The sequence below is a fragment of the Paenibacillus sp. FSL H8-0034 genome, assembly GCF_038000305.1.
Classification (GTDB): domain Bacteria; phylum Bacillota; class Bacilli; order Paenibacillales; family NBRC-103111; genus Paenibacillus_S.
Window position 1 is genome coordinate 3,573,091 of sequence record NZ_JBBOBS010000001.1, and the last position, 24,997, is coordinate 3,598,087.

The 24,997-nt window shown below is 46.9% G+C and carries 23 protein-coding genes; 22 read left to right on the plus strand and 1 reads right to left on the minus strand.

Annotated elements, in window-relative coordinates:
• Window positions 1-164: 164 nt before the first annotated feature.
• From NST47_RS16075 to spoVM, 19 genes are all read left to right on the plus strand, one after another.
• Complete coding sequence (locus NST47_RS16075) at window positions 165-2,951, plus strand: calcium-translocating P-type ATPase, SERCA-type (RefSeq protein WP_341156030.1); 2,787 nt, start codon at window positions 165-167, stop codon at window positions 2,949-2,951.
• 170 nt (window positions 2,952-3,121) lie between these two features.
• Window positions 3,122-3,964 (plus strand): diaminopimelate epimerase, encoded by an 843-nt coding sequence (gene dapF / locus NST47_RS16080; protein WP_341156031.1) that lies wholly within the window; start codon window positions 3,122-3,124, stop codon window positions 3,962-3,964.
• 65 nt (window positions 3,965-4,029) lie between these two features.
• Window positions 4,030-5,958: a bifunctional homocysteine S-methyltransferase/methylenetetrahydrofolate reductase gene (locus NST47_RS16085; protein WP_445667465.1), complete on the plus strand. Its 1,929-nt coding sequence runs from the start codon at window positions 4,030-4,032 to the stop codon at window positions 5,956-5,958.
• A 37-nt stretch (window positions 5,959-5,995) separates the two neighbouring features.
• Complete coding sequence (locus tag NST47_RS16090; protein ID WP_445667381.1) at window positions 5,996-6,877, plus strand: YicC/YloC family endoribonuclease; 882 nt, start codon at window positions 5,996-5,998, stop codon at window positions 6,875-6,877.
• A gap of 145 nt (window positions 6,878-7,022) precedes the next feature.
• Entirely contained in the window at window positions 7,023-7,283 is a 261-nt protein-coding gene (remA, locus tag NST47_RS16095; RefSeq protein WP_009672664.1) for an extracellular matrix/biofilm regulator RemA, read from the plus strand.
• Window positions 7,273-7,893, plus strand: coding sequence for a guanylate kinase (gmk, locus tag NST47_RS16100; protein ID WP_076232578.1), 621 nt, complete (start codon window positions 7,273-7,275; stop codon window positions 7,891-7,893). The genes remA and gmk overlap by 11 nt, the downstream gene beginning before the upstream one ends.
• Before the next feature lies 1 nt (window position 7,894).
• On the plus strand, window positions 7,895-8,101 hold the full coding sequence (gene rpoZ / locus NST47_RS16105) for a DNA-directed RNA polymerase subunit omega (RefSeq protein ID WP_341156033.1): 207 nt from the start codon (window positions 7,895-7,897) through the stop codon (window positions 8,099-8,101).
• Window positions 8,102-8,167: 66 nt separating this feature from the next.
• Window positions 8,168-9,379: a bifunctional phosphopantothenoylcysteine decarboxylase/phosphopantothenate--cysteine ligase CoaBC gene (gene coaBC, locus NST47_RS16110; protein ID WP_341156034.1), complete on the plus strand. Its 1,212-nt coding sequence runs from the start codon at window positions 8,168-8,170 to the stop codon at window positions 9,377-9,379.
• Complete coding sequence (priA, locus tag NST47_RS16115) at window positions 9,379-11,889, plus strand: primosomal protein N' (RefSeq protein WP_341156035.1); 2,511 nt, start codon at window positions 9,379-9,381, stop codon at window positions 11,887-11,889. The genes coaBC and priA overlap by 1 nt, the downstream gene beginning before the upstream one ends.
• A gap of 92 nt (window positions 11,890-11,981) precedes the next feature.
• On the plus strand, window positions 11,982-12,461 hold the full coding sequence (gene def, locus NST47_RS16120) for a peptide deformylase (RefSeq protein WP_076232587.1): 480 nt from the start codon (window positions 11,982-11,984) through the stop codon (window positions 12,459-12,461).
• On the plus strand, window positions 12,458-13,393 hold the full coding sequence (gene fmt, locus NST47_RS16125) for a methionyl-tRNA formyltransferase (RefSeq protein ID WP_341156036.1): 936 nt from the start codon (window positions 12,458-12,460) through the stop codon (window positions 13,391-13,393). The genes def and fmt overlap by 4 nt, the downstream gene beginning before the upstream one ends.
• A gap of 41 nt (window positions 13,394-13,434) precedes the next feature.
• A complete protein-coding gene (gene rsmB / locus NST47_RS16130) occupies window positions 13,435-14,907 on the plus strand; it encodes a 16S rRNA (cytosine(967)-C(5))-methyltransferase RsmB (RefSeq protein WP_341156037.1) in 1,473 nt (490 codons plus the stop codon).
• 88 nt (window positions 14,908-14,995) lie between these two features.
• Window positions 14,996-16,078: a 23S rRNA (adenine(2503)-C(2))-methyltransferase RlmN gene (rlmN, locus tag NST47_RS16135; protein WP_341156038.1), complete on the plus strand. Its 1,083-nt coding sequence runs from the start codon at window positions 14,996-14,998 to the stop codon at window positions 16,076-16,078.
• Window positions 16,079-16,086: 8 nt separating this feature from the next.
• Window positions 16,087-16,869 (plus strand): Stp1/IreP family PP2C-type Ser/Thr phosphatase, encoded by a 783-nt coding sequence (locus NST47_RS16140; RefSeq protein WP_076232594.1) that lies wholly within the window; start codon window positions 16,087-16,089, stop codon window positions 16,867-16,869.
• Window positions 16,870-16,875: 6 nt separating this feature from the next.
• On the plus strand, window positions 16,876-19,173 hold the full coding sequence (gene pknB / locus NST47_RS16145) for a Stk1 family PASTA domain-containing Ser/Thr kinase (protein WP_341156039.1): 2,298 nt from the start codon (window positions 16,876-16,878) through the stop codon (window positions 19,171-19,173).
• A 5-nt stretch (window positions 19,174-19,178) separates the two neighbouring features.
• Window positions 19,179-20,138, plus strand: coding sequence for a ribosome small subunit-dependent GTPase A (gene rsgA, locus NST47_RS16150; RefSeq protein WP_341156040.1), 960 nt, complete (start codon window positions 19,179-19,181; stop codon window positions 20,136-20,138).
• Window position 20,139: 1 nt separating this feature from the next.
• Complete coding sequence (gene rpe, locus NST47_RS16155; RefSeq protein WP_341156041.1) at window positions 20,140-20,796, plus strand: ribulose-phosphate 3-epimerase; 657 nt, start codon at window positions 20,140-20,142, stop codon at window positions 20,794-20,796.
• A 28-nt stretch (window positions 20,797-20,824) separates the two neighbouring features.
• Complete coding sequence (locus NST47_RS16160; RefSeq protein WP_240417483.1) at window positions 20,825-21,061, plus strand: hypothetical protein; 237 nt, start codon at window positions 20,825-20,827, stop codon at window positions 21,059-21,061.
• 235 nt (window positions 21,062-21,296) lie between these two features.
• Window positions 21,297-21,377, plus strand: a complete 81-nt coding sequence (spoVM, locus tag NST47_RS16165) for a stage V sporulation protein SpoVM (RefSeq protein ID WP_076232607.1) — start codon at window positions 21,297-21,299, stop codon at window positions 21,375-21,377.
• Window positions 21,378-21,466: 89 nt separating this feature from the next.
• Here spoVM and rpmB read toward each other — a convergent pair whose 3' ends face one another.
• Window positions 21,467-21,655 (minus strand): 50S ribosomal protein L28, encoded by a 189-nt coding sequence (rpmB, locus tag NST47_RS16170; RefSeq protein ID WP_076232610.1) that lies wholly within the window; start codon window positions 21,653-21,655, stop codon window positions 21,467-21,469.
• Between the two features lie 233 nt (window positions 21,656-21,888).
• Between rpmB and NST47_RS16175 the strand changes: the two genes are divergently transcribed.
• From NST47_RS16175 to NST47_RS16185, 3 genes are all read left to right on the plus strand, one after another.
• Window positions 21,889-22,251, plus strand: a complete 363-nt coding sequence (locus NST47_RS16175) for an Asp23/Gls24 family envelope stress response protein (protein ID WP_341156042.1) — start codon at window positions 21,889-21,891, stop codon at window positions 22,249-22,251.
• A gap of 64 nt (window positions 22,252-22,315) precedes the next feature.
• Complete coding sequence (locus tag NST47_RS16180; RefSeq protein WP_341156043.1) at window positions 22,316-24,103, plus strand: DAK2 domain-containing protein; 1,788 nt, start codon at window positions 22,316-22,318, stop codon at window positions 24,101-24,103.
• Between the two features lie 42 nt (window positions 24,104-24,145).
• Window positions 24,146-24,997, plus strand: coding sequence for a DegV family protein (locus NST47_RS16185; RefSeq protein WP_341156044.1), 852 nt, complete (start codon window positions 24,146-24,148; stop codon window positions 24,995-24,997).

The following is a 24,997-nucleotide window of genomic DNA, read 5'->3' on the forward strand; positions in this document are numbered from 1 at the left end:
CCTCTATCATGCCATACTTTGAACAAAAACTTAAGCGACTTTTCATTTGTGCTATTTCGCAGCTTGTCTGAATACATTTACTCATGAGGAATTTGTAATGAAAATTGAGCTTTGCAGCCTTTCGCAAGGCGGTATCAGAGCAACCTTATGGGAGGTAATACGGAATGAGTCAGAAGAAGTGGTATCAAATGACAAGCGAGGAAACGATGGAAGCCCAAAACATGCAGACCTTACTGGGACTGACCTCGTCAGAGGCAGAGAAGCGATTGGAGCAAAATGGAAAAAACGAACTATCAGATGGTCCCAAACTGTCTCCAATTACTTTATTTTTGGGCCAGTTTAAAGATTTTATGGTGCTTGTTCTCGTTGGAGCAACCTTAATTTCAGGCCTGCTTGGGGAGTATCTGGATGCAATTACAATTGTTGCGATCATTATTATGAACGGCATTCTTGGTTTTATTCAAGAATATCGGGCTGAGCGCTCCCTACGGGCGTTAAAAGAATTGTCCGCTCCAAACGCCCGTGTCCTTCGTGATGAGACAATATTGCAAATTCCAGCCCGCGAACTGGTCCCGGGAGATATAGTCCTGCTTGAAAGTGGAGACCGAATTCCCGCAGATCTGCGATTTATTGAAGCGAACAGCCTGTATGCCGAAGAATCGGCGTTGACAGGTGAATCGGTGCCAGTTAATAAGCACACGGAAGCTTTGAAAGGGGAAGAGGTTTCGCTTGGCGATCAGCGTAATCTGGGGTTCATGGGTACAATGGTCACACGTGGAACTGCCAAGGCTGTAGTGATTCGAACCGGGATGCAGACGGAAATGGGAAAAATTGCTGATCTGATCCAAAATACAGAATCGACCGAAACGCCACTGCAGCATCGTTTGGAGCAGCTTGGGAAAATATTGATTATCGTTGCATTGGTGCTAACCCTGCTGGTTGTAGTAGCTGGCATTCTGCATGGACAAGAGCCTTACAGCATGTTTTTGGCGGGAGTCAGTTTGGCGGTAGCAGCGATTCCGGAAGGGCTGCCGGCAATTGTCACGATCGCACTGGCTATGGGAGTTCAGCGGATGATCCAGCGCAAAGCGATCGTTCGCAAGCTGCCCTCTGTTGAGACGTTGGGCTGTGCTTCCGTGATCTGCTCGGATAAAACAGGGACTTTGACACAAAACAAAATGACCGTTACCCATTTATGGCTGGGTGGAGATATTCTTGAGGTGACAGGCGAAGGTTATGAACCGCAGGGGGATATCAAGCTGAAAGGCGAGCGTGTTGATGTGCGCAACCATTTGATGCTGCGCAAGCTGCTGCAGGTATCTGTTTTGTGCAACAATGCACAGCTCACCGAGCAGACGGAAGTGACGAAGCGCAAAAAACAGACTGTGGATGAGACGAAAAGTGTATGGAGTCTGCAGGGAGATCCGACTGAAGGCGCACTTATCGTACTGGGAGCCAAGGCTGGGCTGACTGCGCCTTCCTTATCTGGTTTGTTCAACCGCACCAGCGAATTTCCATTTGATTCCGAGCGTAAACGAATGTCTGTGCTCGTGGAGCATCAGGGAGGGCGTATGGCTTGCACCAAGGGTGCTCCGGATGTGCTTATCATGCAGTGCAGCTATGTGTTGTGGGATGATAAGGTGATTCCGTTTACTCCAACGCTCCGACAAAAGGTACTCGCTGCCAATGAAGGAATGGCTAACAACGCACTGCGTGTTCTGGGACTTGCTTACCGTGATCTGAAGCCAACGGAGAGCTGCACGGAGGAGGCTGAAGTTGAGAACGGTCTGGTTTTCATCGGTTTGACAGGAATGATTGACCCGCCGCGCCGGGAAGTACGGGATGCCATAACAAAATGCCGCAAGGCTGGCATCAAAACAGTGATGATTACCGGTGATCATCAAGGAACAGCGGAAGCGATTGCCAAGCAGCTGGGGATTATGCCTGCATCAAACGGATTAACCTTAAACGGACAGCAATTAACGATGCTAAGTGACGAAGAGCTCGACAAGCTGGTCGATGATACAAGCGTCTATGCACGAGTTTCGCCAGAACATAAGCTGCGGATTGTAAAATCCTTACAGCGACAGGGCCATGTGGTTGCGATGACCGGGGATGGTGTTAATGATGCTCCGGCCATTAAAGCGGCAGACATTGGAATTGCGATGGGAATTAGCGGAACCGATGTATCCAAGGAAGCGGCATCGCTTGTACTAAGTGACGATAATTTTGCCTCGATTGTATCCGCAATTGAGGAGGGGCGCGGCATTTACGAAAATATTCGCAAGTTTATCCGGTATTTGCTGGCATCTAATGTCGGCGAGATCATGACAATGTTTTTTGCGATGATGGCGGGTTTGCCGCTGCCGCTCGTTCCGATCCAGATTTTATGGGTCAATCTGGTTACAGATGGACTTCCAGCCATGGCACTTGGCGTCGATCAAGCCGAAAAGGATTTAATGCAGCAGAAGCCGCGTGGTGCGCGTGAAAATATTTTCGCCAGGAGGCTGGGCTGGAAAATTATTTCTCGAGGCATGCTGATCGGCATTTGCACCTTGGCGGCATTCCTGATTGCTCTGCAGCAGGGGCTGCATGATGACGCAGCAACATTGATTAAAGCACAGACGGTTGCTTTTGCCACCTTGGTTATGGCACAGCTGATTCATGTGTTCGATTGCCGCAGCTCACGCTCCATCTTTCATCGCAATCCGCTGCAAAATCGTTATCTGGTTCTGGCGGTGCTGTCCTCATTACTTCTGATGCTGGCAGTGCTGTACATCGAACCCTTACAGCCTATTTTCAAAACCGTTCCACTGGATATTAAGGATTGGATCGTTGTCCTCGTATTTGCGGGAATTCCAACTTTCCTAATGGGATTTGGCAGCTTAATGAGCAAGCCTTCAAAACGCAAGCCCGTTCGTTATGGAACGACTAAGCCTGTTATTCGTTAATAGTTCGATACGTGCCGAGGCCTGGGGTTAAATTCCAGGTTTCGGCATTTCGTGTTTTGTTCATTTATAGTAAGCGGAATTTTGCCAAAAAACTATGCATACCTGTCATTTTGCGTTATGATAATGGCTATCAACACTATAGGGATCAGGTTAGAAAGTAGGGAACGGCTATGAATTTCACGAAAATGCATGGACTTGGGAATGATTTCATTGTCGTTGCAGGTCAGCAAGAGCTGCCTGTCGATGCAAATGAGCTTGCTATCCGTTTGTGCAGTCGTTTTTTTGGCATAGGAGCAGACGGGCTTGTATATATACTTCCTTCGAAAATCGCCGACTATCAGATGAGAATCATCAATTCCGACGGTTCGGAGTCCGAGCAGTGCGGTAATGCTATTCGTTGTGTTGCCAAATATATTTATGAACATGGCATGATGGATGCTACAGCAACTGAATTAACCGTTGAGACGATCAGTGCAGGCGCACAGCAGGTGCAGCTCACTGTAGTTGAAGGTAAAGTAACGGCGGTGCGTGTCGATATGGGTGAGCCGATTCTGCACGGTACCTTAATTCCTACGGTATTGGATCAGGAACGGGTGCTCAATCATCCGATTGAGGTGGATGGACAAGAATTTCATTTTACTGCCGTTTCGATGGGTAATCCTCATTGTGTCATCTATGTTGATGATGCAGTGGGATTTGATTTGGCGGCGTGGGGGCCAAAGCTGGAAAAGCATCCGATGTTCCCGCGACGTGTGAATGTAGAATTTACAACAGTCAAGGCTCGCAATGCGATAGACATGCGCGTATGGGAACGTGGAGCAGGTCCCACGCTTGCCTGCGGTACCGGAGCTTGTGCATCACTGGTAGCCTCGGTGCTAAATGATGTATCGGATCGTTCAGCAACGGTTTCCTTAAAAGGCGGCGACTTGTTTATTGAATGGAGCCCGGCTGACAATCATGTATATATGACAGGACCTGCAGAGCAGGTTTATGAAGGCAGCTTATCTATATAAAAGCATAAATGGATGATAGTAATATAGAAGGATTGCAGCTTAGTGGAAAGGGCGGACAAAAGCAAATGAAGCTTGACTTAAGGGAAGCACTTCATCAGGATATTTTGGTTGGTGATGGAGCGATGGGGACATTTTTATATCAGATGGGATTTCCGGTCGGGATTTCGTATGAGGAGTTGAATCTGCTCAAACCGGAGGTTATCGCCGACGTGCATCGCCGTTATTATGAGGCAGGCGCGCGGGTAATCGAGACGAATACATTTTCGGCAAACCGTGAGAAGCTGTCCAAATACGGTTTGGAGCAGGAAGTGGAAGCCATCAATCGTGCTGGTGTGGAATTAGCACGCAGAGCGGTGGGCGGCGATGCTTATGTTGTTGGGGCGATGGGATCGATCCGTGCGGGTAAGCGCAAAAACGTGCGTACAACGAAGCTCAAAGAAGATTTGCGTCAGCAAATCGAGGTTTTACTGGATACGCAAGTGGATGGTTTGCTGCTGGAATCCTTTTTGGATCTGGAAGAAATGCTGCTTGCTTTGAAAATTATACGCAAGCTCAGCGATATTCCGGTAATTTGCCAATTTGCCACAGAAGGCGCAGGGACTACCGAGGATGGTATTCTGCTGAACGAAGCTTTTGCCAAACTCAAACACTATGGAGCCGACGTAGTTGGATTTAACTGCCGCAGCGGTCCCAATGGGTTATTACGTTCCTTGGAAAAAGCTGCAGCATCCGGACCTGAACTTCCATATTCCGTATTCCCAAATGCGGGGATTGCCGATTATGTTGATGGCCGTTTTACTTTTGCAGCCACACCTGAATATTTTGCCGAGACGGCTTTGAAGTTTGCTGATTTGGGTGCGAGAATCATTGGTGGCTGCTGCGGTACGACACCTGAGCATATCGCTTTTATGGCGAAAGCATTGAATGGCTACAAGCCGGACCCCTCACGTATTGACAAATTGCAATCCGATACAAGGGATACAGGCTTACCAACTACTGCTAAAGGTGCTTCAATTGAATCGATTACTGAATCGGTGTCTACGCCAGCTAATGAAACTGCTGGATTACCACCTGCTGCTGAACCGAATATCATTGAACTGGTCAAACAGCGTCATACCGTTATTGTTGAACTGGATCCTCCACGTGATCTGGATATTGATAAATTCATGAAGGGTGCACATGCGTTGAAGGAAGCGCGTATTGATGCCTTAACGATGGCCGACAATTCATTGGCTGTTACGCGAATGAGCAATTTGGCGTTGGGCTACCTGGTAAAAGAGCAAACCGGACTACGGCCTCTTATTCATATCGCATGTCGTGACCGCAACATGATTGGTACACAATCGCACATGATGGGGCTGCATGCTCTGGGCATCGACCATGTGTTGGCTGTGACTGGAGATCCGGCACGTTTTGGCGATCTTCCTGGCTCCAGCTCCGTTTACGATTTGACCTCTTTTGAAATCATTCGAATGATCAAGCAGTTGAACGAAGGAGTAGCATTCTCAGGTAAGCAGCTGAAGAAGAAGGCGAATTTTATTGTCGGGGCAGCTTTTAATCCCAATGTTAAATATTTGGAGAAGGCTGTGCAGCGTCTGGAACGGAAAATCGAAGCAGGTGCCGATTATATCATGACGCAGCCGGTTTATGATGCCAAGCTGATTGAACGAATATATGAGACTACCAAGCATTTGAATATCCCGATTTTTCTCGGTATCATGCCGCTTGCAAGCGGTGGTAATGCAGAGTATTTGCATAATGAGGTTCCAGGGATTCAACTGTCGGATGACGTACGTCAGCGTATGAGCGACTTGAAGGGTGAAGCGGGTCGGGCGATGGGCGTGCAAATCGCGAAGGAGCTTTTGGATGCGGCGATGCCGTACTTTAACGGAATATATTTGATGACTCCTTTCTTATCCTATGAGATGACAGCAGATCTGACCAAATATGTATGGGAGAAATCAGAAAGCGCGATTTCCACTTGTACCCTCTAGCAAAATGAATTAAAATAAGCTAATGGATGTGAACAGCTTGATGAAAAGTATGACCGGATTCGGACAAGCAAGCTGTAGGTTTGCCGGATATATCGTGCAAATGGATCTGAAATCGGTGAATCATCGCTATTGTGAGGTCAACGTGCGAATCCCTCGTGAATATATGAAAGTTGAGGATTTGCTCAAAAAAACCGTGCAGCAGCATTTGAAGCGCGGCAGAGCCGATTTGTTTGTGACGATTGAGCGAAGTGCCGAGGCATCTCGTACGGTAGAGCTGAACTGGCAGCTAGTGGAAGCCTATCAGGCAGCAGCGGAACAGCTTGTGACAAGATTCGGTTTGAAATCATCAATGGATGTACGGGATTATATGTCTATTCCAGATTTGATTACCTTCAAGGAAGCTGCTCTAGTAACGGATGAAGAGTTTCAAAGTGAATTACTGGCTTGTGCAGAAGCGGCAGTTCTGAAACTCACCCAGATGCGCGAGTCCGAGGGTGCCCATTTATGTGTGGATATCAAACAGCGAATCGAAACCATGAATCGTTATCTGGAACAATCGCAGAAGCTGGCTCCCCAGGTGGTACACCATTATGCACACAAGCTTCGCACTCGAATTCAGGAAATGCAGCAGCAGCCAATAATGGACGAAGCACGCATGGCTATGGAAGTGGCGCTATTAGCGGATCGTTCGAATATTGACGAAGAATTAGTGCGTTTGCAGAGCCATATTCAGCAATGCGTTCAGCTTATAAGCGAGTCAGAACCGATCGGCAGAAAGTTTGATTTCCTCCTGCAAGAAATGAATCGGGAAGTGAATACGATCGGATCGAAAGCGAATCATGCAGAACTCACCACGATAGTTGTTGAGATGAAGGCTGAAATGGAAAAATTGAGAGAGCAGATTCAAAATATAGAGTAGTTATATGCTAATGCTCAGTTAGCAGCTTTCCATAGGAGAGCAAGTTTAATAATCAAGTGCTTACGAAGTAGCTTTGCTAAAGCAAAGTCCAAGATTATGCTTACGATGCAGCTTTGCTAAAGCAAAGCTTGTAGGAGGAAACCAGATGGCTATCAAACTTATCAATATTGGCTTCGGGAACATTGTGTCTGCCAACCGAATCATTTCCATTGTTAGTCCGGAATCGGCGCCAATCAAAAGAATTATTCAGGAAGCACGCGACCGGCATATGCTGATCGACGCAACCTATGGACGTCGTACACGGGCGGTTATCATTACGGATAGCGACCATGTTATTTTATCTGCGGTGCAGCCCGAGACGGTGGCCCATCGACTTTCCAATAAGGACGATGATCATGACGAGTAAGGAAAAAGGAATATTAATCGTATTATCGGGGCCTTCCGGCGTGGGCAAAGGAACTGTTTGTAAAGCTTTGCGCGGCTGTGCGCCTGACCTGGTATACTCTGTATCCGCTACAACTCGCGTTCCTCGAGAGGGCGAAGTGGACGGTGTGAATTATTTCTTCAAAACTAGGGAACAATTTAAGAAGTTGATCGATACCGATCAAATACTGGAATGGGCGGAATATGTAGGCAATTACTACGGAACCCCACGTCAGTTTGTGGAAGAAACGTTAAATTCCGGTAAAGATATTATTCTTGAGATCGAAGTGCAGGGTGCGCTTCAAGTTAAACAAAAATTTCCTCAAGGCGTATTCATATTTTTGCTTCCTCCTTCATTAGATGAATTGGAAAGCCGAATTGTTGGCCGTGGTACCGAATCCGAGGAATCGATAAGGAGTCGGATGTCGGTAGCTATGGACGAATTCCGTTTAATGGATTATTATGACTATGCGATTGTTAACGATAAGGTGGAAAATGCCTGTTCGCGTATTCAATCGATTATTGTAGCCGAGCACTGTCGTAAGGATCGAGTATTCAGTAAAATAAAACAGTGGATGGTTGAGGTGAAATAACATGTTGTATCCTTCGATTGATGAGCTTTTAGAGAAAGTGGATAGCAAGTATTCCTTGGTAGTAGCGGCTTCCAAGCGGGCAAGAATGCTGCGTGATGGTGCTAAATCGGAAATCCGTAACAAAAAGTCCTACAAGCAGGTAGGTCTTGCACTTGAAGAAATTTATGAAGATTTGATTTCTTACGAGAAGCTGTGTAAAGAAACCTAAGGAACATTTTAAACGACAACCCTTGTGGTTGTTATTTTTTTCTCGATAAATGGGGAGGGATCGGTTATGCTGAAGGGTAAAACGATTATTTTAGGTGTCAGTGGAGGCATTGCAGCCTATAAGGCAGCTGCTATTTGTAGCAAGCTGGTGCAGGCGGGAGCGGATGTTCGTGTCATTATGACGGAATCGGCAGTCAAATTTATTGCACCTTTGACCTTTCAAACCTTATCCCGACACGACGTTATTATTGACACATTCGATGAAAAAGATGCATCGGTCGTTTCCCACATTGATCTGGCAGATCGCGCAGATTTAATCATCGTTGCCCCTGCAACAGCTAACATCATTGCCAAAATGGCCCATGGGCTTGCTGACGATATGCTGAGCACGACATTGCTGGCGACGATGGCACCGGTGTGGATAGCTCCTGCAATGAATGTTCACATGTATGCACATCCTGCAGTTCAGTCCAATTTGGATGTGCTTGCTGCTCGTGGAGTACAGTTTATTGAGCCAGGTACGGGCCAGTTGGCTTGTGGTTATGTAGGCAAGGGAAGATTAGAAGAACCTGAGCATATAGTTGCAGCCATTATCCGATTTTTTAGCGAAAAAAAAATATTTGAAGGCAAGAAAATGGTTATCACAGCTGGTGGCACCGTGGAGCGTATAGATCCTGTGCGATATTTAACCAATGATTCTTCTGGTAAAATGGGCATAGCCCTTGCGGAAGTAGCTCAGAGCATGGGTGCTGATGTCACGCTGATCGCGGGCAAAACGTCTGTACCTATCCCCTCAGGCATACGTGTTGTGAAAGTTGAATCTGCACAGGATATGCTGGAAGCCGTCATGGAGCGGTTTGACAATTGTGATGTGATTATTAAAGCTGCTGCGGTTGCCGATTATCGTCCTTTGGAGCGCTCACAACAAAAGATCAAGAAAAAGTCGGAAGAAATGACGTTGACTCTAATCAAAAATACAGATATTTTACAAACGATCGGTCAACGTAAAACGAAGCAGTTTATCGTTGGATTTGCAGCGGAAACCGAAAATATTGAAGAGCACGCCCTGGATAAGCTGCGTCGGAAGCATTGTGACTTGATTGTCGCTAACGATGTTACGCAGGAGGGTGCAGGCTTTGGCACGGATACGAATGTAGTAAGCATCTATGATGCGGCTGGCTTGGTCGATATTTTACCGCTCATGAGTAAGCTTGGAGTGGCACGTGAGCTGTTGTTACGAATAGCAGAACGGATGGCGAAAGGAGCAGAATCGCGCTGATGTATGCAAAAGTTATTGTGGATGTTCCATCCAAGCACACAAACCGCGGTTTTGATTACCTGATACCCGAAGCGATGCGGGAGTGGGTTGCAATTGGCAGTCGGGTAGGCGTCCCTTTTGGCCCGAGAAAGCTTCAGGGATTTGTCGTTGAGCTGCATGATCGTCCAGACTTTGATCCAGCGAAATTAAAGCCGATTTCAGAGGTTATGGACTTGTATCCTCCATTAACTCCCGACTTGGTGGAGCTCGCTCAGTGGGTAAGCAAAACCTATCTTTGTCACGAAATTACAGCGCTGCAAGCGATGATTCCTGGTGCCTTGAAAGCCAAGTACGAACGGCATGTCAAGGTGAGCGATCTTCATACGAATGGGGATTATGGTAATTTGCTTTTACAAGGTCAGCGTACGATGCTGCTGCCGATTCAGGAAGAAATCGCTGCTTTTATCCGCGATAAGGGCTCCGTTGAGATTGGGGCTTTATTAGAAAAATACACGGATCAGGGCGGTCTGATCAAGCAGATGATCACGCAAGGCCAGCTCGTTGAAGTACAAATGATTAAAGACCGGATGTCAGCGAAAAAGGTGCTCACGGTTTTTCCATCCGGGCAGCCGGAGCAGCTGAGACAGTGGGCTGGGCTGCTGGCAGCCAGATCCATGAAGCAAAAGGAAGTGCTGCTGTACTTGGCGGAACAGCCCTATCCGATCAAGCTGACGGATCTGCTTAATGAGCTGGGGATTAGCGCCAGTACAGTCAAAAGCTTGGCGGACAAGGATTATCTCACGATTAAGGAAGTTGAGGTTTTTCGGGACCCGTATGCAGAAAGGAATTTTCCGCGTACCAAGCCGCTGACCTTAACACCGGAGCAGAGCCAGGTATTTAATCGAATTTCCGAAGCTGTTCACGAGCGGAATCATCAGGTATTTTTGCTGCACGGGGTGACAGGAAGCGGGAAAACAGAGGTTTACCTGCAGTCGATTCAAACCTGTCTGGATCAAGACAGAGAGGCGATTGTGCTGGTACCGGAAATTTCTTTAACACCTCAGATGGTTGAGCGGTTCAAAGGCCGTTTTGGCAATCAAGTCGCGGTGCTGCACAGTCGCCTGTCTCATGGCGAGCGCTATGATGAGTGGCGCAAAATCATGCTCAAGCAGGTCAGTGTCGTGATCGGTGCCCGCTCTGCCATCTTTGCTCCATTTACCAAGATTGGTTTGGTTATTATTGACGAAGAGCATGAATCCTCTTACAAGCAAGAAGAAAGTCCGAAATATCACGCACGTGATGTTTCTATAGCAAGAGCTAAGCAGCATGGAGCCGTTGTTATATTGGGTTCTGCCACTCCATCGCTTGAGAGTATGTACGGCACATTGCCCGAAGCGGCCCAGGACACACCTGATGGTCGTGCACCGATTGAGCTTTTAACGATGAAAGAGCGGGTTGAAGGGCGGCCTTTGCCTAAAGTTCACATTGTTGATATGCGTGAGGAGCTAAGCAAGGGCAACCGATCGATGTTCAGCCGCGGCTTACATAAAGCGATCGAAGACCGGTTGGAAAAGAAAGAGCAGATTGTACTGCTGCTGAATCGTCGCGGATATGCCACATTTGTGATGTGCCGCAGCTGTGGGTTCGTCGCAGGTTGTCCTCACTGTGATATTTCATTAACTTATCACCAGTCCGCTCGAACGCTACGCTGCCACTATTGTGGGTACACAGAACGTGAAGCGACGACTTGTCCAAGCTGTGGAAGCGAGCATATACGTCATTTTGGCACCGGAACCCAACGAGTAGAAGAAGAATTGGGCAAGCTGTTCCCTGGCATTCGTGTGATTCGGATGGATGTGGATACGACGACGGAGAAGGGCTCTCATGAGAAATGGCTAACTCTTTTTCGAAATCAGCAGGCGGATGTGCTGCTCGGTACACAAATGGTGGCCAAGGGCCTCGATTTTCCGCAGGTAACACTGGTTGGCGCTCTGGCAGCGGACACGGTACTGAATTTACCGGATTTTCGCGCAGCGGAACGGACCTTCCAGCTTATGACTCAGGTAGGTGGACGTGCTGGACGGCATGAGCTGCCAGGTGAAGTATTTATTCAGACCTACACGCCGGAGCATTATAGTATTATTAGTGCCAGCAATCATGATTATAAAAGTTTTATGGAAAAAGAGATGACATTTCGTAAATTTCATGATTATCCGCCTTTTCATAGACTTATACTAATAACGTTGTCACATGAACAGATACCGCTGCTCATGCGCTCGGCAGAGACGTTAGCTGCCAAATTGAAAGAGCTCGCCAAGTCTATGGCGCCCACGCCCATTGATATTCTTGGACCGGTAGCTTCACCTATTTCGCGAATCAAGGATAGATATCGGTTTCAATGCATGGTAAAATATCGTGAAGAAGTTTCGATAGCGGGACTTGTTCAGCAAGCAGCGGCCACACTTGGTGATGTAGTAAAGCAGCATAAGCTGACGATCAGTATAGATGTGGATCCGCAGGTGTTGATGTAATTCAACATAAGCTGCAGCTGATTCCGTCTTCTAATTGGATGAAAAATCCATATAAATTGGTTATCCCTATTAACGAAAGGTGTGCTCATCCAATGGCCATTAAATTAATTGTAAAAGATCCGGACCCTGTGCTGCGCGAAATATGCAAGCCGGTTAAGAAAATTACTCCTAACATTCATAAGCTGCTCAAGGATATGGCTGATACAATGTATGATGCCCAAGGCGTTGGCTTGGCCGCGCCGCAGATCGGTATATTAAAGCGGGTTATTGTGATGGATGTCGGCAATGAGCAGGGCTTGATTGAATTGATTAATCCAGAAGTGATAGAAGAGGAAGGCGAGCAATTCGGGTCCGAAGGCTGCCTGAGCATTCCTGGTATGAATGGAGATGTTCGCCGTGCTATGCGAGTCGTGGTCAAAGGCCTGGATCGTGACGGCAAGGAAATTGTTGTAGAGGGGACGGAATTGCTGGCACGCTGCATCCTGCATGAAGTGGATCATCTTAATGGAGTATTATACACAGATTTAGCGGAAAAGATGTATCGTAACGAGCCTCAGGGCGGTGAAGTATGAGAATCGTTTTCATGGGCACACCCGAATTTGCTGTGCCTGCTTTACAAGTTTTGGTCAACTATTCAGGGATTGAAGTCGTTGGGGTGGTTACCCAGCCGGATCGTCCGGTTGGGAGGAAGCGGCTGTTAACACCAACTCCGGTTAAAGAAGAGGCCATTAAGCATGGGATTCCAGTCTTGCAACCGGAAAAGCTGCGCCGACCTGAGTCGGTGGAGGAACTGCGGGAGCTTCAGCCTGATTTGATCGTGACTGCCGCCTACGGACAAATATTGCCAAAGTCGGTACTGGCGATTCCACGGCTCGGCTGCATCAATATTCATGCTTCGCTGCTGCCACGTTATCGTGGAGGTGCTCCCATTCATCATGCCGTGATGAATGGAGACACGTCTACAGGTGTGACGATTATGTATATGGCAGAAGGCTTGGATACCGGAGACATGATCAGCAGCGTCGAGCTTGCCATTGAGGATTCGGATACAACAGGCACTATGTTTAATAAACTGAGTGCTGCTGGTGCGAAGCTGCTCCTGGATACATTACCTGATCTGCTTGCTGGTCGTATTCAGGCCGTTGCCCAAAATCATGAGGCAGCGGTCTATTCACCGAATGTCAGCAGGGAACAAGAGCGAATCGATTGGAGCAGACCTGCTATCTCCTTATGGAATCAGGTACGTGGTCTCAATCCAAGACCCGGTGCTTATACGACCTGGAACGGAGAGGTTTTGAAAATCTGGTCCTGCGACAAGCCCCATCAGTCAGAGGTTGCGAATGCACCCGGAACGGTTATTGCTATTAGCGAGCAGGGGATTCAGGTGGCTACAGGCGCTGGTGTACTGACGATTACAGAGCTGCAGCCAGCTGGCAAGAAGGCGATGCAGGCAGCGCAATTCGTGCTTGGAGGACGACTTGAGGTTGGTACTGTGTTTGTGTAAGCACGGTGGTTAAAGGGATCTAATAATGGGGGCTACAACAATTGGAACAAAGCTTTGATCATACGAACAACGGCAGTAGAAATGCTGGTAAACCGAATAGAAACAATCGAGGTACAAGCAATTCAAATACAAACCAACAACATTCAAAGAAGTCGGGTACACATCCTCAATCTGCAAACAAATCTCAAGTCAAGACAAGCACAGCAAAAACCAAAGGCAGTGCCCGGGAGGCTGCGCTTGAAGTGCTGGTACGTACGGAACAGGATCGTTCCTACAGCAATCTGCTTCTGAATCAAATTTTGCAGCAATATCATCTGGACAAGCAGGATGTTGGATTAACGACTGAAATCGTCTATGGCACCATACAACGGTTGAATACGATCGATTATTTTTTGAATCGTTTTGTTGCCAAAGGTCTGGCTAAGCTGGAGCCCTGGGTTCGAAGCTTGCTAAGGCTGAGCTTATACCAAATGCTTTACCTGGATAGGGTACCAGATCATGCAATAGTGAACGAAGCAGTCAACTTGGCCAAAAAAAAGGGTCATACCGGTATTTCCGGCATGGTCAACGGAGTTTTACGGAATGTGATTCGTCAAAAAGAAAGCTTACAGATTCCGGCCGATCTGCCAGCTGTAGAACGTATTGCTTTGACACACTCGCATCCGCAATGGATGGTTAAACGCTGGATCGATCAAATCGGTGAAGCCCGGACAGAATTGCTTTGTGAAGCCAATAACAAACCACCGAATGTCAGCATTCGCACGAATACGATGAAGCTGAGCCGGAATGAATTGATCATTATATTAAATGAAGCAGGAGTGGACGCAGCTCCTTCGGAGCTTGCTGATGATGGAATTTTGGTCAAAAACGGCGGCAACATGGCTTTGACCCCTTGGTATGAAGCCGGACTGTTTTCCATTCAGGACGAGAGCTCCATGCTGGTAGCCGAGACTCTTCAGCCCAGTCCGGGCGAGAGGATTCTGGATTGCTGTGCAGCTCCTGGCGGCAAAACGGCTCATATAGCAGAAAAAATGGGCAACCATGGAGAAATATGGGCTTGTGATATTCACGAGCATAAAGAAAAGCTGATCCGTGATCAGGCGACACGGTTAGGATTAACTTCAGTGCATACATTGGTTTCCGATGCCCGGGATTTGCCGCAGCATTGGGCCCAAGAAAGCTTTGATCGTATTTTGCTCGACGCGCCCTGCTCTGGACTAGGGGTAATCCGTCGTAAGCCGGATATGAAGTGGAATAAGCGTGAACAGGATTTAGACGAGGTTTGCCTGATCCAGAAAGAGCTTTTGAATAGCATTCATCCTTTGCTAAAAGTCGGGGGCGTACTCATTTACAGCACGTGTACTTTGGAATATAACGAAAATGAAGGCCAGGTTCGGGAGTTTCTGGACAAGCACCCTAATTTCGAGTGGGATCAGCCCAAACCGATCGAAATTTATTCTTATGAGCATTTATCGGATGGTTTTTTTATTGCAAGGCTCCGGAAACGAGCGTAAGTTCTGGAACTATGTTAAAATTAAAACTATGTGCCGTGTTTGTGTACTATAATCAAGCACGAATTAACCAAACAGGTCGTGATGATGGATGAAATTAATAGATCGAGAACAACAAGCCGGAACCAAGCCTTATGTGTATGATTTAAGTCTTGAGGAATGGCAAGAGTGGATTAAATTGAACGGTGAGCCTGGATTTCGTGCGGGACAAATATTTGACTGGCTATATGTGAAAAGAATTTCAAGCTTCGATGAAATGTCCAATTTACCGAAAACGCTGCGGGATAAACTAAGCCAGCATTTTGATTTTGTGACGATGACCGAGGTGGCCAAGTACGCATCGAAGGATGGAACTGTCAAATTTTTATTTGAGCTGTCTGACAAAAATGCCATCGAAACCGTCATTATGAAGCACAGCTACGGCAACAGTGTGTGTGTGACAACCCAAGTGGGCTGTCGCATCGGCTGTACCTTTTGTGCATCAACACTGACCGGACTAAAGCGGAATTTGACACCGGGTGAGATCATTGCACAGGTTGTAAAATCCCAACAGCTGCTGGATGCAACAGGTGAACGGGTCAGCAGTATCGTTATTATGGGAATTGGCGAGCCATTTGAAAATTATGACGCCATGATGACCTTTTTGAAGGTGATGATCCATCCCAAAGGGTTGAATATCGGTCAGCGGCACATTACCGTGTCAACGAGCGGTATCGTACCGAATATTTATCGTTTTGCTGATGAGCAGACACAGGTAAATCTGGCGATTTCGATCCATGCACCCAACGACACGCTCCGCTCGAAGCTGATGCCGGTTAATCGGAGGTTCCCTTTTGCTCAATTGATTGAAGCCTGTCAATATTATGTGGCCAAGACGGGACGGCGGATTACATTCGAATATGCCTTGATGGGTGGAGTCAATGATCAGCCGGAGCATGCGGAAGAACTCGCACAGGTGCTTAAATCGTTTCCCATGGCTCACGTGAATTTAATTCCTGTCAACTTTGTAACGGAGCGTGATTATGTACGAACTCCGAGGGATGATATCTTTACGTTTCAACGTATTTTGGAACGAAACAAGGTCAACGCCACCATACGTAGAGAGCAAGGCAGCGATATCGCGGCGGCTTGCGGACAATTGCGGGCGAAGCATATGGAGTCAGGTGCGAGGTGAAGCGAAAGATGTTAAAAACAGCTGCTTTAACAGACGTTGGACGCGTTCGTTTGGTTAATGAGGACCGGGCGGTTGTTCAAGAGGATATAAATGGGGTTGCGCTTGCTATTTTGGCGGATGGTATGGGAGGACATCAGGCCGGTGATATTGCCAGTCAGATGGCCGTAGATATTATTCACCAGCATCTGCAGTCTTTAGCGGCTGAGGCGTCTGTACATGAACGCAAATCATGCCTTAAAGATGCTGTGGAGCTTGCTAACGAGAAAATTTTTGAGTTCGCCTCTCAGCGGGAAAATTACCACGGCATGGGAACCACGGTTGTGGTAGCTATGGCTGACGAGGATACGGTTGTGATCGGACACGTCGGCGACAGTCGAGTGTATCGGATTAACCAGAGTGGGATTGAACAGCTGACAGAGGACCATTCTTTGGTCAACGTTCTTGTGAAAAGCGGTCAAATTACACGGGAAGAAGCCGGACATCATCCGCGTCGAAACGTGTTAACGCGTGCACTTGGTACAGAATCGACGATAGAAATCGATATTCAGGATCTGAGCTGGCAGCATGGAGACACTTTGTTATTATGCAGTGACGGGCTTAGCAGCTTGATCAGCAGCGAGCAGATTGTAGCGCCTATCCAGCAGGAAGCGGGATCGTTGGAGGAAATTGCTCAGCAGCTTGTTAATGAAGCTTTGACAGCAGGCGGGGATGATAACATTACTGTGGTGCTTGTCAGTAATGAGTCCGATACCCAGAAAGCGGCAGATGATGTTAATGATGAAAAGAGGTGATGATGAATGAAGGGCAAGCAGCTGGGAGGCCGTTACGAAATTCTGGATCGCGTAGGCGGAGGCGGAATGGCCATCGTATACAAGGCTCTGGATATTTTGCTGCACCGGCACGTTGCCGTTAAAATACTCCGTCTGCAATATGTGCATGATGAGGAATTTATTGAAAGGTTCCGTCGGGAAGCACAGGCAGCGGCTTCATTATCACACTCGAATATCGTTAGTATTTATGATGTGGGACAAGAGGAAGAAATCCATTATATTGTAATGGAATACATTGAAGGTACAACGCTAAACGATCTGATCAAAGATAAAGCTCCGCTTCAGGTGGAGGAAGCGATTCGAATAGCCAGCCAAATTTGTGAAGCTCTTGAGCACGCCCATCATAATCAAATCATTCATCGTGATATCAAACCTCATAATATACTTATCGGCAAAAATGGCAGGGTGAAGGTTACGGATTTTGGAATCGCGCGAGCTGTTACCTCGTCTACCATTACACAAACAGGCTCCGTCATGGGCTCTGTTCATTATTTTTCCCCTGAGCATGCGAAGGGAACCTTTACAGGGGAGCAATCAGACCTGTATTCACTGGGAATTGTCATGTATCAGATGTTGACCGGAAAGCTGCCTTTTATTGGAGAAAGTCCGATTAGCGTAGCCCTCAAGCATCTGCAGGAAAATGTAGAGGATCCACGCCTCGTTAATCCATTAATTCCGCAAAGTGTGGAAAATGTGATCTTACGTGCAGTGCGTAAAGATCCATCCGATCGTTATAGCTCAGCCAGTCAAATGCTTGAGGATCTGGAAAGCTGCTTGCTTCCGCATAGACGGAATGAAGCCAAGCTGATTTTCAAAGATATTGATGAGCTGGATGAAGAAAAAACAAGAGTGATACCAGCCATCCGTCCGGGTCAATATGTACCCGTGAATGAAGATGATGATGAGGAGGGCTATTCCAAGGCGGACTCTTCATACAATGAAAAAAAGAAACGAGTATGGGTCAAGCCTGTCATTTGGATAGTTGTTTTAATCGGATTATTGGGCGGCATGTGGTATATGGTGGGGTACGTCAAGGCCAGTATGAAGGTTCAAGAGGTTATGGTACCTAATGTAGTAGGCAAGCCTCTGGCAGAAGCCCAACAGATGCTGAAGGATGCGCAGTTGGATAATGATGTTATTAGGGAAGATTCCAAAGATGTCCCCAAAGATGTCGTTATCAGCCAAAGTTCCAGCAATATGAAAAAACTAATAAATAGCAAAATTACACTGCATGTAAGTAAAGGTATTGAATTGCAAAAGATGCCCAATCTGGTTAGCTCCAATTTAGCGGATGCCAAAACAGCTTTAATGGCAATGGGTATTAATCAAGAACGCATAGCCGTGGAGCAGCAATTTGAAGAAAAGGACCCTGGAACTGTACTACAGCAGACGCCGGTAGCTAATGAACAGATCGATCCACTGAAGGTGAATGTAAAACTGGTCATAAGCAAGGGCAAAGAAACGTTCAAGATGAAGGACCTGATCGGTTTAACCGAGGAGGCAGCAAGAGCCTGGATTACGGCTAACAAGCTGAAGCTGGCAGCGAGTAATGTGACGACGGAAGCGAGCTATAAACAGCCCAAAGGCAGAGTTGTCAGACAGTTCCCTTATGAGCATGATGAAGAGGTTTCTCCGGGCTCGGAGATCACCCAATTGATTATTTCCTCAGGTTTTCCTGAGAATGCAGGTCCTATGACCATTAAAATTCCGTATAAGCCAGCTGTCGAAGGGAAAGCGAGCACGATCAAGATTAATTTGACCGATGCCCAATATGATGAATTTGATTACAAATCGATTCCTAATGTGACAAAACCTTCAGAGGTTGAGGTCAAGCTGGTTGTTGCTCCTGATAAAAATGCGATTATTAAAGTTAGGCAGGATAATGAGCTCATCGACCTGATTACAGTTACTTATCAGGATTACCTGGCTCAGAAAAACGGCAAGCCGTTTAGTCCGCCAGCATCAGGGTCAGCAGGCTCTGCTACACAGACTCCAGCCGGAACTGGTAATACTACCAAGCCAACAACACCGCAAGCTCCAGGAACCGGTACCGGTACGCCGGACACGGGAGCAGTAGTGAAGCCGGGTACGAACACAACTCCAGCCAATCCTGGAACTCCAGCTCCCGAAGGTACCGGTGCAGGAACAGGGGCTGGAACGGGAACAACACCGACAACGGGGGGAACGCCTCCTGCTGCCCCGGCAGCCAATCCGGCAGCACCAACGAATGTCAAACCAAGTAATCCAACTAATACAGGGGGCTAAGATAGATGCCATCCGGCTTAATTATCAAAGCACTAAGTGGTTTTTATTATGTCCTTCCTGAAGATGAGCACAACATGGTATCAATTCAATGTCGTGCCCGTGGAATTTTCAAAAAACGAGGCGAATCCCCTCTTGTAGGGGACCGAGTCAAGTATGAGCTGACTGATAATGGAGAAGGCACTGTAGATGAGATTTTGCCGCGCACCTCGGAGCTTGTACGTCCACCGATTGCCAATGTAGAACTGGCTGTTCTTGTATTCGCTGTACAGGAGCCAGCTTTGAATTTGCAGCTGCTGGACAAATTTCTGGTGCATACCGAAAGCTCCGGGCTGCATACGATCATCTGCTTAACGAAGCAGGATTTGATTGAAGAAGCTCCTTGCCCTGTTGTTTCGATGGAAGAAGAAAGCTCGGAAAATTTGCTGGATGAAAAGGATATCCCGCAAACGATGCAAGAGGTCGTTCGTATGTATGAAGCGATTGGCTATCAGGTAGTAGTAACAAGCGCCAAGCTGGGTATAGGCATTGATACCGTTCTGGATCGCTTGGCAGGCCATATCAGCGTGTTTGCAGGCCAATCTGGTGTCGGCAAATCCTCATTGCTGAACGCTATGGTACCGGGGCTGCAGCTGGAAACGAATCAGATCAGTATGAAGCTTGGCAGAGGAAAGCATACAACTCGTCATGTGGAGCTGATTCGACTGCACAATGGAGGACTTGTCGCAGATACACCGGGCTTCAGCTCACTTGATTTTATGCAAGTGAAGGAAGCCGAGGATCTGAGCGACAGCTTTAAGGAATTCCGGCCCTACTCTGCACAATGCAAGTTTCGAGGCTGTGTGCATCTGCATGAGCCGGAATGTAAAGTCATTGAAGCCACACAAGCTGGGCATATCGCACCTTCGCGGTATAAACACTACTTGCATTTTTTAGGGGAAATTAAAGACAGAAAAAGGAGGTACTGATATGCTTATTATTGCACCATCCATATTATCCGCAGACTTTGCCCAATTGGGAGCTGAAATTGCTGATGTGGAAAAAGGGGGAGCAGATTGGATCCACGTTGATGTCATGGACGGGCATTTTGTCCCTAACATTACGATCGGACCCCTTATCGTGCAAGCGATCCGTCCACACACACAGCTTCCTCTCGATGTCCATTTGATGATCGAGAATCCGGATGCCTATATTCCTGCATTCGTCCAAGCGGGAGCAGACCACATATCCGTTCATGTAGAAGCCTGCATACATCTGCATCGGACTTTGAAATTTATAAAAGAACAGGGAATCAAAGCGGGTGTCGTGCTGAATCCGGCAACACCGCTATCTTCAATTGAGTATGCAATGAACGAGAGCCTGGATTATGTGCTGTTAATGACCGTTAATCCTGGTTTTGGCGGTCAACAATTTATTGAAGGAATGCTGCCGAAAATTTCCAAGCTGCGCGAAATGCTGGACGAACGGGGGCTTCACCATGTCGATATTCAAGTGGATGGTGGTGTGAATGCTGAGACAGCGCGTCAGGTTGCAGCCGCTGGAGCCAATGTTCTTGTAGCGGGTAATGCCGTGTTTGGACATGCTGATCGTGCAGAAGCGATCAGGCTAATTCGAGGCAGGGAGTGATCGTTCTTTGAAATTCCTGATCGTGTTGATGTACAGTTTGCTGTGCGCGGTGCTGCTTAATCTGTTTTCGCAAATTCAGGACTTGCTTAAATATTTATTTTCTTTAGGTGCCTTGTATCTGGGTATTCAATTTTTCAAAAAGCATGATGAAAAATGGATGCGGATTACATTTGTCATATTGACGATTATTCTGTATTTTATTGCAGCGGTTGTTTATGCTTTTTATCGATACATACAATATGGGGACGTTCCTGCCCAGAGCTAGAGAATCCGGATGAAGTTCAAAGGTTTTGTCATAAATCGGCATGATGCCTCATAAACTGGTTACAAAAGTTACGGCTTTTGTGGCCTTTTTTTGTTTTATTTTGGACTTGGTTAAATGTTAGGCACTTTTTCCAAGCTGCGGAATATAATGGAGTATGATGAGCCATGTTCCTGGTCAAATGAGGAATGCAATGTCAGGAAAACGAACAATCGAGTGAGCTGAAGGAGGGGTAGAAGTGAAATTTTATACAATCAAGCTACCAAGGTTTTTGGGCGGTCTTGTAAAGGCTGTACTTCATACATTCAGCAAAAATTGATACATGGATGCGAATAGAAATCGTGGACGCCTCTACGAGCACCAAAAAAAGCACCTGAGAGCAGGTGCTTTTTGTACGTGGAAGTGAAACTACACACGTGCGATTTTGCCGGATTTCAAAGCCCTTGTGCTAACATAAACACGCTTTGGTTTACCGTCCACAAGAATACGAACCTTTTGAACGTTAACACCCCAAGTACGTTTCGCCTTGTTATTCGCATGAGAAACGTGGTTGCCTGTTCCAGGTTTTTTGCCAGTAATGAAACATTTGCGGGACATTGTACTACACCTCCTTAAAAGCCTCGAAGACCCTTAAGTCTTGTCCTCGGAAGCGATCTCTCTATAAGCAAAGAGTATTCAAAAACATACTTGAATATCATATCACAGCACAATAAATGCCGTCAATGTCACAATGATGATTTTGTGTGGACAATTGGCGTATTTATTTATTTATTCATGTAATTATAGTAGAATGAGACAAGGATAACTTGTAAACCAAAGGGGCTGGGAAGATGACGATTGAACTGGATGCGGAATATGGAAAAATATATGTAGCAGATGAGGTCATCGCCATGTTGGCGGGTTCGGCAGCTTTGGAATGCTATGGACTTGTAGGTATGGCAACACGTAATCAATTAAAGGATGGTATAGCTGAATTACTCAGACGTGACAATTCGAGCAGAGGCGTCGTCGTTCATCGCCAAGGTCAGGAAGCTCCGGTCATCGATCTCTACATTATTGTAGGGTATGGTACTAAAATATCAGTTGTCGCCCAAAATGTACAAAGAAAAGTTAAATATATATTAAACGATGTTGTTGGACTCAAGGTAGACGTTGTGAACATCTATGTACAAGGAGTACGTGTAATTCAGTAGCTTAAAAAGGCGCTTAGGCGTCGGTGCTGAGCAGGGTACTTGTGGCAGAAGGAGGGAATCAAAATTGAGTAAGCGCTTAAATGTACTAAACGGAACGGATTTTATGCGAATGGTCGAAATGGGTGCTGAACAGCTCCGTTTAAATGCGGATAAGGTCAATGCGCTTAATGTATTTCCTGTACCTGATGGGGATACGGGAACGAATATGAATCTGACTTTTACATCTGGTGTGGAAGAGCTGCGCCGACGTCCTTCTTCTCATATCGGTAAAGCGGCAGAAGCTCTGGCGAAGGGGCTGTTGATGGGAGCCAGAGGCAACTCAGGGGTTATTTTATCACAGTTGTTTCGTGGGTTTGCCAAGTCTGTCGCGAATATGCAAGAGGTTCATGCCGAGCAGCTGGCAGCCGCTTTTCAGCAAGGTGTAGATATGGCATATAAGGCCGTTGTAAAGCCGGTTGAGGGAACGATTCTGACCGTAGCGAAGGAAGCGGCCAAACAAGGTATTCAGCATATCAAACGGCCGACGAATATCCAATCACTGATGAATGATATATACAATAGAGCAAGTGAGGCCCTGGCTCACACGCCAGAGCAATTACCTGTATTGAAGCAGGTTGGGGTAGTTGATGCCGGAGGGCAGGGATTGCTGTTTATTTATAATGGTTTTGTTCATGCATTGACAGATTCGGCTATAGACACAGCTTACACCGACGTTGAACATACACCCAGCAGCACGCGGTATTTAGCAGTGGCTCCAAGAGCTGTGAGCAGTGCAAGCGTTACTGACAAGCAGCAGGGACATCATGAGCCAGTAAGCGCACAAGCCAAGCTTGCAACTGAGGACATCGTATTCGGCTATTGCACCGAATTCATGGTGACACTGAATACGCAAAAGACAAAGTCTCGCCCATTTGAGGAGCATGATTTCCGTGAACGTCTTTCTGCATTCGGTGATTCACTTCTGGTCGTATCCGACGATGACTTGGTCAGAGTCCATATTCATGCGGAATATCCAGGTACAGTGATGAATGCGGCAATGGAATATGGTGAACTGAGCCGTATCAAAATCGAGAATATGCGTGATCAGCATTCACATATTTTGATGGAGGAATTGGAGCAGGCAGAGCATAACCATCATGCAGCCTCGGCATCAGTCCTTTTCCAGCAAGCTCCAAAGGAAGCCGTGAAGCTGCAGCCTTATGGTTTCATGGCAATATCAGCGGGAGCAGGAATAAGTGGAATTTTTAAAAGCTTAGGTGCGGATCAGGTGATTCATGGTGGCCAATCGATGAATCCAAGCACTGAGGATATCGTTCAGGCTGTGAATCAGATTGATGCACAGACCGTCTTTATATTGCCGAACAACTCCAATATTTTGCTGGCTGCAGAGCAAGCCGTCCAACTGGTAGAAGGAAAAACTCTTGTTGTGATTCCAACCCGGACCATTCCACAAGGCATAGCGGCTATGATTGCTTTTCAGGAAAATGAGGAACCTGAGGTTAATATTAATCTTATGCGGCAGGCAGCAGAGCAGGTTGAATCGGGAGCTGTCACTTATGCAGTTCGTGATACGACATTGGATGGGCTGGACATTAAGCAGGGGGATTATATCGGGCTCCATAATAGCAAAATTATTACGGCAGATGAAAATTTACTCACAGCCTGCAGGGCATTAATCGACAGCTTGCTTGTGAGGGGCGGTGAAGTGGTTACGATCTATACCGGGGAAGAAGCGAACGAAGAGCAGAGCCAACAGCTGGTACAGTACATCGAACAAACCTACAGTGACGTGGAAGTGGAAATTCATCGGGGTGGCCAGCCTGTTTATTTCTATATCATTTCTGCAGAATAAGCATTGTTTTAATATGAAATTGCACAGAATGGGGGATATCGATTGAGACAGGTTCGCATCGTTACGGACAGCACTTCGGATATTCCGGCAGAGCTGCAGCATACACTTGACATACACGTAGTTCCTTTGAAAGTTCATTTTGGAGCTGACACCTATCAGGATGGTGTGGATATGGGATCTGAGGCTTTTTTTGAAAAGCTGGTTGCTTCCCATGTACTGCCCACCACCTCGCAACCGTCTCCGGTAGAATTTCTCGAAACCTTCAAAAGGCTGGCGAAGGAGTCGGATGCACCCATCCTTTCCTTTCATTTGTCATCGGCATTAAGTGGTACGTATCAATCGGCTATCCTGGCCCAAAACATGCTGGAGGTGCCGGTGGATGTAACTGTGATTGACTCCAAATTGTGTTCTTATGGATTCGGCATGCTCGTTGTGGCAGCAGCAGAGGCAGCAAGGGAAGGCAAAAGCAAGGATGAGATTATACAGCTCGTAGATAGAATGCGGAAAGAAATGAAGCTTTACTTTCTGGTAGATACACTGGAGTACCTGCAGAAGGGTGGTCGTATCGGAAAAGCTGCTGCACTGCTTGGTTCCCTATTGAATATTAAGCCGATTTTGTCAATGAATGCAGATGGTGAGGTGTATTCTGTGGACAAGGTCCGTGGTCATAAAAAAGCATTGGCAAGAATCGTTGAGCTGCTGAAGCGAGATTTTGGTGATCGACCTCTGCAAATCGGAATTGCAGATGCAAATAGTAAAGCAGGAGCGGAAGAATTCAGCTTGATGATGGAACAGCATTTTGCTGTAAAGCATCAGCAGCTTACGCAAATTGGTCCTGTTGTTGGTACACATACCGGTCCGGGAACCGTAGCTGTGTTCGTCTGTCCGGTCTGA